Origin of the sequence: Bacillus sp. J33 (assembly GCF_000518885.1) — a bacterium.
Taxonomy (GTDB): domain Bacteria; phylum Bacillota; class Bacilli; order Bacillales; family Cytobacillaceae; genus Cytobacillus.
The window spans coordinates 25871-34872 of sequence record NZ_JAEL01000059.1 but is presented as its reverse complement, the minus strand read 5'-3'; the positions used below and the strand labels follow the sequence as shown (position 1 = coordinate 34872).

Below are 9002 nucleotides of genomic sequence, written 5' to 3'. Positions count from 1 at the left end.
CTCCTCGTCACGGGCACTATTCCTCTCGATTAGTTCCCTTCAGACTCTAGGCGCTCCTCGTCACGGGAACCAATTCTTCCTCAATATATGTGCCACTTTTCCTGTTTTACGTTCGACTTTTTCAATTCGTGTACCACTTTCCTTAATTTATGTGCTACTTCCTCCACCGACTGTTTTAAAATATTAATTGTTCCTTACGTTGTCCTGAACAAAAAACAGCGCCCCGCTGCTGCAGGACGCTGTCCAGGCCTATTCCCCTTTATCTTTTCCCATGCCTTTCAGATCAACACCTATGGCTGCTCCGTTGCGGCTGGAATCTGCAACACCCTTGAAGAGTCCATTTTCCTGGTCTATCAAGATGCTTTGAACGTTTCCGATGGTAGTCGGACTTGGACCGAACCTGTGGCCCAGCTCATTCAGGTGTGTAATGACCGCGGATGGAATCCCCTCTTCATAACGGTAGGAATTCAAGTTATTCGTATAGATCCGAGGTTCTTCTACTGCAGCCTTTAATTCCATATCATACTCAATGGCATATAGGATTGTTTGCAGCACAGAAGTGATAATTGTAGGGCCGCCCGGTGAACCGACTGTCAATACAGGCTCTCCACCTTCAAAAACAATTGTAGGTGTCATGGAACTCAGCGGCCGTTTGTTTGGCTGGACCTCATTGGCTCCGCCTGGAACTGCATCAAAGTCGGTCAATTCATTATTCAGCATAAATCCGTAGCCCGGAACCATTATGCCTGTCCCAAATACCTGTTCAATCGTGGTTGTATAAGAAACCACATTTCCCCATCTGTCCGTTACTGAGAAATGAGTTGTCTCGCCGTACTCGCGATCGTTTGGCTGCGCGGCTGCTTCATAATTGGCTGAGCTGTCTTCATACTTCCAAGGATTACCTGCTTCAGGATTCCCATTGACTTCATCGAGGCTGATCAGTTCCTGACGCTCTTTAATATAGTCCGGGTGAAGCAATCCATCAACCGGTACATTTACAAATTCAGGATCACCTGCATAGGCTGCGCGGTCTGCATATGCAAGATGCATAGCCTCTGCAAGCAGGTGATATTTTTCCCAGGATTTCAAATCATATTGTGATAGATTAAAATCATCCAAAATTTTCAGCATCTGAAGTAAAAATACACCGCCAGAGCTTGGCGGAGGCATGCTGGCTATTTCATATCCCTGATAGTCTCCCCAAACTGGTTCATCAATGGTCACATCATAGTCTGCCAGATCTCCAGGAGTCATGGATCCGCCGAATTCCTGGACAACACCGGCAAGAGCTTCAGCGATTTCCCCATTATAAAAAGAGTCTGCTCCGCCAGAACGGATCATTTTCAACGTCTTTGCAAGGTCTTTCTGTACAAGATGATCCCCTTCTTCCAAAGGCTGGCCATTTGGCAAAAAGACTTCTCCTGCAGCTGATCTGCTCAGCTTCTCCTGATTATCAGCAATCGCATCTGCCAATACTGAATCAATTGGGAAGCCTTTATCTGCGAGCTTTATAGCAGGACCGATCAGCTGCTGCATAGGGCGTGTGCCCCACATTTCCAGGGCCGTTTCCAAACCCTTTAAGGTGCCAGGCACGCCTACTGCTGTACCGCCGGTTGAACGTTCGGCGAATGGAATTGGCTTGCCGTTTTCATCCAGGAACATGTCAGGTGCTGCCCCAGCCGGTGCGCGTTCACGGCTGTTAATGATGGTCGTTTCTTTCGTCTTTCCGTCATAGACCATCATGAAGCCGCCGCCAATGCCGGACATCATCGGTTCTACTACATTAAGGGCAAATTGGACAGCCACAGCGGCATCAATAGCGTTACCGCCATTCTTTAGGACATCTGCCCCAATTTGAGATGCAAGCGGATGGGCTGAAGCCACCATGCCATCCTTGCCGACATCAACCTGGCTGTAGCCATCATAATCATTTTTCGGCTTCTTAGCCTGCCCTGTTAAAGGCATGGTTCCTGCAACTAGTAAAATACTTAAAAGTACAGCCATACTAGCTTTCCATATTCTCTTCATCTTTTTCCTCCTTCAGTAAGTTGTCTACATGTCTAACTTAAAAGGGAGGAAAAGGATAATCAAGGAAAAAGAATTAATATTCTGAAAGTTAAATCTATTTTACTAATCCCTGATATGTAAAAAGCTTCAATTATTTTATCAATCTAGGAAAAAATGCTGAGTTATTTTTTCACAATTAAAGCTTCATTAACTCGGCCATTCCCCGTTCTATTCTTTGGGAGAAACAGCGTCAGGCGCAATTCCTCCCAGCAAAAAAGATTCTCTGTCTTCGATTTCCAATCTGGATGCGATCTTATTGGGGATAATGGATTCATCATTTTGAGCCCATTCTTCTCCCCCTTTTACCAAGGCAGGTTGGTGCCGTAGTCCTTTACCCTGGCCTCACTGTCTTTTCGGCGCTTTTTCCTGATTTCAGCCCGCTCCTTCGCCGATTCATATAAGCTTTTTTCTTCGTCTGTTTCCGGTACAACTGATGGCACCGGAGTTGGCTTTCCATTCTCATCAACTGCAACCATCGTCAAAAATGACATGGCGCACACGTTTCGGCCACCGGTTATTAAGTCTTCTGCAATGACTTTTACAAAAATCTCCATTGATGTCCTGCCAGTATAGGTGACGAATGCTTCAAGACAAACCGAGTTGCCTTCATAAATGGGATGAAGGAAATCTACAGAATCCGTCGAGGCTGTTACGACATTTTTTCTGCCATGCCGCATAGCCGCAATGGCAGCCACATCATCAATATAGGCCATAAGCTTTCCTCCGAATAATGTTCCGTATGTATTCGTATCAGGCGGCAGGACGATGCTGGTTTTTACTGTAAAAGATTCTCTGCATGTTTTTGTCTCGTTCATGTTGTATTCCTCCCGGTGAAATATTTTTAGGAATGTTGATTTTAGCACCCTGCTGATTGAAGCTGAAGGGGCTTATCCTGCGAAAATGCAAACGCATTTTTCTTGCGACGAGGCTGCTTTCAATGTCCTGCGGGAAGTGAGGGAAGCGGGAGACCCCACAGGCGAAGCCGAGGAGCTCTCATTCTTCCCGCGGATTCACTGAGTGCCCCGTTCTGAATCAGCGGGCAGGATTAACAGCTTTTTATTCAAGCATATCAAAATCTGGGGGCTATTAAAAATTTTTTGGAAAGATTATCAAAAAAGATTGTCAAATAAAGCCTATGTGGCATATAATCTTATTGACCAGTGTTCAATAATGAAAGGTGATACCATGAGCCCTAGAAAAGCAGCCAGCGATGAATTAACAAAAGAAGCGATCATTACAGTAGCCCGTGACCTGTTTGTCAAGGAGGGATACGCAGCAGCATCCATGAGAAAAATTGCGGATATCCTCCACTGCAGCCATGGAGCCATCTATTATCATTTCAAAAATAAAGCTCAATTATTTTATGAAATGGTTGAAGCCGATTTCCAAAAGCTTAATCGCGAGCTTCAGAACGTTCTTGCAGAACCTGCCGAGAGCAATGAACAGAAGCTTTATAACATTCTCTACCGCTATATCGAGTTCGGCCTTACCCATCAGAAGCATTATGAATTGATGTTTTTAATTAAAGATGATGATGTGAAAAGCTATCTTCAAGAAGGACCGAGCAAAAGCTATTTGCACTTTGCCCAATCAATTAACTCGCTTTCTCCCAAACCGCTTTCCATAAAGGAGATCTGGTCAATCTTTTTAAGTTTGCACGGTTTTGTCACACATTATTGCAAATCGGAAACAAGTTTTGAAGAAGTAAAGGAGCTTGCCTCTTCACATGTAAGTTTTTTAATTAAAGCGATCAGTTAAAGAAATGATGTAATCATTTCTTTCGTTTTTATTCATATTTGAACAGCGGTCAATAAATAAAAAGGGATGATAATAATGATAAAAAAAGCTGCAGTTCTTGGTGCTACCGGAGGAATGGGGTATGCTTTGACAGAGGCTCTTTGCCGCAAAAACATAAAGACAATCGCCTTCGCCAGATCAGAAGAAAATTTGTTTAATTTCAAAAAAGAATGGGGCCCATATGCTGAGATTTTTGCAGGCGATGCCATGAATCCAATTGATATTGAAAAAGCGGTTTCTGAAGCGGATGCCGTTTTTCATGCGATCAATATCCCTTACCAGAACTGGGATCCGGCACTGTCCATTATCCTTGAAAATATATTGGATGTATGCCGCAAGCAAAAAAAGCCATTTATTTACGTGGACAATATATATTCCTATGGTTTGCAATCCCTGCCTGCAAAAGAAACATCGTCCAGGAATCCGCACACAAAAAAAGGCAAGCTTCGCCAAACGTTAATTGAAAGCATTAAACACTCAGGCGTCCCTTACATCATTGCCCACTTCCCTGATTTCTACGGACCCCATACAGGCAACACTCTATTACATTACACCTTCGAGCAGATTATCAAAAAACATACAGGCTTATTTGTTGGGAAAACCAATATAACAAGAGAGTTTCTTTATATAAAAGATGGAGCCAAGGCATTAGCTGAGCTTGCATCAAAAGAAGAGGCATATGGCGAAGTTTGGAATATTCCGGGGGCAGGAACGATTACAGGCGAAGAGATTGCCAATATCGCCTCCAAACACCTTAAGAAACAAGTCTCTTTTAAACCTGTGCATAGATGGATGATCCGTGCCATTGGCATTTTTGATCCGCTTATGAGGGAATTTACGGAAATGATGTATCTAAATGAAACGCCTGTAATTCTCGATGGCAGCAAGTATGAAGAACGCATTGGGCCTATTCCTAAAACAGCTTATGAAGACGGAATTAAGGAAACATTGGACTACTTATTGAATAACCACGAAAAGAGTGCCGCAATCTGACGGCACTCTTGTTTATTTGAAAAAGGAATTCTTCTTCTTTCCTCTTAAAATATCGCCCATCCATCCCTTTTTAACAAGCATAAAATATAAAGCAGCTGTGGTGCCAGCTATTAATAACAGAGATAAAGGATAACCAATCTTCCATTCAAGCTCAGGCATATATTTAAAGTTCATTCCCCAAAGGGCGCCCCAGGCAGCAACAGGAGTAAAGAGTGTCGTTATGACAGTCAGCGTCTTCACAATTTCATTGCCGCGATGGTGTGAAACAATTTCCTCAAAATTGACAAGTGTATCAATTTCCTGCTGATATTCACGGATCAGAGTGTCGCCTCTTTCGATCCTTTTACACGTCCGCTTGAATTCAACTTCTTTGCTTACATCTTCTCCAAATGCTTCTTCAATTCCCAATTTAATTTCTTTTACAGGAATAATTAAATTTTTCCACACAAGAAGTTCATGCCTTAACTGATAGATTTCTTCTAAGATGTCTATGCTGTTTCTTTTCTTTACTTTCCATAATAAATCATTTAATCGGATTTCAAATTTATCTATCTTTGCAATACTCTCACTCAACACTTCACCCAATAACACAAAAAAACCTTCAATGGCATTTTGAGTATATTCCATTTTTTTCAGAACAGATTTCTCATCTATCGACTTAATAGCAGATGGATTAAAATTAACTGTTATTAAAAAATCCCTTGCCAGAAAATAATGAAATAGCTTATTTTCATTTTGATCATCAATGGTTTGCTTATAAATAAGGGATCCGCTTATATACTCTTTTCCCCGGGTTGTTGTGTTCATTTCCATTACATTGGTTTTATGGTCGGAAGTCTTTTTTGCCCAGTGTATTAGTGCTTCTTTATAATCATCATGACTATACTTGTCAATTTCGTCTGTATGGTCATAACGATGCCATTTCCAATTATTCTCTCTATATTCTTTCTCCATCTCCATCTCCCTTTCAGCTGGAGGTAGTTTATAACTCTATGATTCCCTCTCCTTATGCATATTTAAACCTCGCAGAACGAGTAATAATTTCTTAAATTGGAAACAATGTTTAAAGCTGAGATGTTTTTAGTTAAAAAGATCGGGTAAATAGAGTGCAAGAAAGACAAACTTTTTAAATTTTGGCTCTGTTAAATTTGCCTGTTGATTTCAGCACGAGGTACTCAAGCGTTCAGCGGTCGGTCCGACGCTCCAATCAACAGGATGCTAACAACAGCAATAAGCTTTTTACACAGTCTAAATTTTAAAGGAGGAGCATATTATGAATTCTCGTCCGTTATATCCATATCTATTAGCCGGAGTCGGCATTACTAGTATCTTGTTATTGGCAAGCAAGAATAATAGAAACAAGGTTCAATCACTTGCAGTAAAAATGAAAGGCATGATTCCTGGCCGTTTTTTAAATGATACCGTTCAAAATGAAAAGCTCGGGAATCCAGATCCCCATAATATAGAAGACAATAAAATGGTGGATGAAGGTGCCTTGTATTCAGTAAATTACTATAATGAAACAGTTCAGCAATGACCTAAGGACAAGCTTCCTTAGGTTTTTTGCATAATTTTGAGTAGCCGGAGGAATTCAAGATGGGTGTGCTTTTCATTCTGATTTATTTGGGGATAATCTTCGCTGTTATTGAAATAAATACCCTGCTTTTTACTTATACGGGACTGGATAAGCATATAGCCCGGTTTCAGGTTATTTCTATGATGACTGGGACTGGCTTTACTACAGGTGAATCGGAGCTGATTATCGATCATCCAATCCGCAGAAAGCTGGGTGCATTTTTAATCCTATTTGGGGCGTTTTCACTCGCAGTTATTATTTCAGCCATCAGCAATCTTTTGGCTGATGAATTTTACACTAAAAATATTTCCGTTGTGGGTGCTGCACTCATCATGATCATTTTTATTTTAAAGACACCCTATGTGAAAAAACATCTTGCAGGCAAATTGGAACATGAGATGGAAGAACATTACGATTTCCGGGATTTGCCGATCCGGGATGCATTGCTGACAGATAAGGGCGATCATATATTGGATTATTTCATAGATAGTTCATCTGATTATATTGGCGAGGAGCTTCGGGACATAATTGAAGAAGAGGAAGATATCCTTGTTTTATACATCCAAAGAGGCGACTTAAAAATAAGGAAGGAAAGGCTGGTTACCGAATTACAAGAAGGAGATCATATCATTTTGTATGGGGATGAAAAAGCAATCGAAAAGAAGTTTGGCCCATTTGATGATCGGCAAAAATAAAGCATCTGCTGAACTTGGGCAGATGCTTATTTCATAAAAAAATAGGTTGTTTTCGTGAAGTTTGCTGCAAGCTAATCCGAGGAGGCTCCCATTTCTCCCCGCGGAAAGCAAGTGCCCGCATCGGAAATCTACGGGCAGAGTTTAGAAGTAAAACAGCAATTTATGAGAAGAGAGCCTTTTAATTAAATTGTTTAGCAGGCGATAGGAATAGGGTCAGGCCGATTTTCCGGCATACTGTCACATAATGCATCATAGCCAGGAGGACTGCTCCTGTGTTCATCCCCATAATAATCCCGTCCATCTGCAAGCTGTGCATGGAGCCAAGCAGGAACATGGCTGCAAAGGAAACAACTGTTGACCAGACTGAATGAAAGAAGGCATCTTTCATAAGGCCCAGGCCAATTAAGTAGGCCTGCATCGGAATAATGAAAAAATGGAGCAGAAAAAATGGCCACAGCATCTGCAAGTATATGGCTGCATCAGTGGAATGGAAGAATACGTCCGTAAGCGGCCTGGCAAAAAAGTAGAAGAACCCTACAGACGGGACACCGTATAAGAAGGTGACAAAGAATACCTGCTGCAGAAGCCGACGCAATTCCTCCAGATTTTTATCGGCATATTCCTTAGAAACAGTCGGAATCAGCATGATTAAAAATGAATGGGCAATAAATGATGGAAAGAAACCGATTGTCATGGCAACACCTGCCAGCATTCCAAAATGTTCTGTCGCTATTTCCCCTGGCACTCCTGCTTTTAGGAGTGCACCTTTTATTAAAAAAGGCTGAATGGCATGAGTCAGTGCATGAAAAACCCTTAAAGCGGTAGTCGGCACAGAAACAGATATCAAGTTTTGCCGTACACTTTTTCCGCTGATGACTTCAGATGGCTCTTTCCTTACACGCTGGTATTGAATGATAAACATGTGGAGCAAATAAAGGAATACAACGGCCTCACTCCCAATAAATGTGCAAAATGCAATAAAGACAGCTGTATCTGTATCAAACTGAAAGGCCTGATACAGCACTACCAGCAGCAAAAGCTGTACAGATTTGCGAAGGAAATTTGAAGCTGCGATTTTCCCCATTTGATGCTTGCCCATAAAAAATCCCCTGGCAATCGAGGAAAAGGATACAATCGGAATAAAACCGATAACCGTCCACCTTAAAAGAGGATGGTACTCATCAAAAACAGAGATAAATGGAATAATCGCTGCCGCAATCGGCACAAGAATAGCTGTAAAGAGAATCGTCAGTGTGATCACATGGTTAAGCATGCTTAGATGATACTTTTTATCCTTTTCGGCAATAAACTTGGATATGGATATGGGGAGCTCAAAGCTTGCTAAAAGAACAATCAGGAAGATGGTCGGCAAAATGGACATATACATGCCGAGCCCTCTCTCCCCCAGCTCCCGGGCGAGAACCATATTTACTATAAACTCTATACACTCGCTGGCAAATGCGGCAAGCGCAAGCAAAACAACGCCTTTAAAAAATTTGCTCATTTCGCCTCTCCTTATAAATTGCAGATTCTATATAAGATATGAGACAAGTCCCCAGAATATTTTTCGTCATGTAAACTATTCCGGAAAAAAATGAGGTATAGGTATTTATATCTATAAAATTTTTTCCTTATCCATGTCGTTAATACCCTTTTAAAAAACAAGGCTGTGTTAAAGCTAATTGTTGATTGAAAGCACCCTGTTGATTGGAGCGGAAGGTGCGAGATCCCGCGAAAATGCATTCGTATTTCCTTACGAGAAGGTGTTAACTCGGAGATGCTTATTCATAGTCCTGCGGGAGAAGCGTGTCAGAGGGAGACCCTACAGGTGCGAATTGCACCGAGGAGCGTCGGACCCGCCCGCTGAAAGCTTG

General features: G+C 41.8%; 8 protein-coding genes. 4 read left to right on the top strand and 4 right to left on the bottom strand.

The genetic code is table 11. The features are described 5' to 3' along the window. Positions 1-249: 249 nt before the first annotated feature. Complete coding sequence (gene ggt, locus L634_RS0116785; RefSeq protein WP_026583443.1) at positions 250-2028, bottom strand: gamma-glutamyltransferase; 1779 nt, start codon at positions 2026-2028, stop codon at positions 250-252. A gap of 341 nt (positions 2029-2369) precedes the next feature. Next, a complete protein-coding gene (locus L634_RS0116775; protein ID WP_026583442.1) occupies positions 2370-2882 on the bottom strand; it encodes an acyl-CoA thioesterase in 513 nt (170 codons plus the stop codon). A 370-nt stretch (positions 2883-3252) separates the two neighbouring features. On the opposite strand from L634_RS0116775, the gene L634_RS0116770 reads away from it, so the two are divergent. Both L634_RS0116770 and L634_RS0116765 read left to right on the top strand, forming a co-directional pair. After that, a complete protein-coding gene (locus L634_RS0116770; protein WP_026583441.1) occupies positions 3253-3825 on the top strand; it encodes a TetR/AcrR family transcriptional regulator in 573 nt (190 codons plus the stop codon). A gap of 75 nt (positions 3826-3900) precedes the next feature. Next, positions 3901-4857: an SDR family NAD(P)-dependent oxidoreductase gene (locus L634_RS0116765; RefSeq protein ID WP_026583440.1), complete on the top strand. Its 957-nt coding sequence runs from the start codon at positions 3901-3903 to the stop codon at positions 4855-4857. A gap of 12 nt (positions 4858-4869) precedes the next feature. Here L634_RS0116765 and L634_RS0116760 read toward each other — a convergent pair whose 3' ends face one another. Next, a complete protein-coding gene (locus L634_RS0116760; RefSeq protein ID WP_051428360.1) occupies positions 4870-5811 on the bottom strand; it encodes a magnesium transporter CorA family protein in 942 nt (313 codons plus the stop codon). Between the two features lie 319 nt (positions 5812-6130). Here L634_RS0116760 and L634_RS0116755 point away from each other — a divergent pair, with 319 nt between their 5' ends. Both L634_RS0116755 and L634_RS0116750 read left to right on the top strand, forming a co-directional pair. Beyond that, positions 6131-6394 (top strand): hypothetical protein, encoded by a 264-nt coding sequence (locus L634_RS0116755; RefSeq protein ID WP_026583438.1) that lies wholly within the window; start codon positions 6131-6133, stop codon positions 6392-6394. Positions 6395-6453: 59 nt separating this feature from the next. Next, positions 6454-7128: a TrkA C-terminal domain-containing protein gene (locus tag L634_RS0116750; RefSeq protein ID WP_026583437.1), complete on the top strand. Its 675-nt coding sequence runs from the start codon at positions 6454-6456 to the stop codon at positions 7126-7128. A gap of 178 nt (positions 7129-7306) precedes the next feature. Here L634_RS0116750 and L634_RS0116745 read toward each other — a convergent pair whose 3' ends face one another. Continuing rightward, positions 7307-8632: a polysaccharide biosynthesis protein gene (locus L634_RS0116745; protein WP_026583436.1), complete on the bottom strand. Its 1326-nt coding sequence runs from the start codon at positions 8630-8632 to the stop codon at positions 7307-7309. Positions 8633-9002 lie beyond the last annotated feature (370 nt).

Excerpts from the sequence above, each read along its gene's own strand:
- L634_RS0116770 (WP_026583441.1), top strand. The coding sequence starts at position 3,253 with ATGAGCCCTAGAAAAGCAGCCAGCGATGAATTAACAAAAGAAGCGATC.
- L634_RS0116745 (WP_026583436.1), bottom strand. The coding sequence starts at position 8,632 with ATGAGCAAATTTTTTAAAGGCGTTGTTTTGCTTGCGCTTGCCGCATTT.
- L634_RS0116765 (WP_026583440.1), top strand. The coding sequence starts at position 3,901 with ATGATAAAAAAAGCTGCAGTTCTTGGTGCTACCGGAGGAATGGGGTAT.
- ggt (WP_026583443.1), bottom strand. The coding sequence starts at position 2,028 with ATGAAGAGAATATGGAAAGCTAGTATGGCTGTACTTTTAAGTATTTTA.
- L634_RS0116755 (WP_026583438.1), top strand. The coding sequence starts at position 6,131 with ATGAATTCTCGTCCGTTATATCCATATCTATTAGCCGGAGTCGGCATT.
- L634_RS0116750 (WP_026583437.1), top strand. The coding sequence starts at position 6,454 with ATGGGTGTGCTTTTCATTCTGATTTATTTGGGGATAATCTTCGCTGTT.
- L634_RS0116760 (WP_051428360.1), bottom strand. The coding sequence starts at position 5,811 with ATGGAGAAAGAATATAGAGAGAATAATTGGAAATGGCATCGTTATGAC.
- L634_RS0116775 (WP_026583442.1), bottom strand. The coding sequence starts at position 2,882 with ATGAACGAGACAAAAACATGCAGAGAATCTTTTACAGTAAAAACCAGC.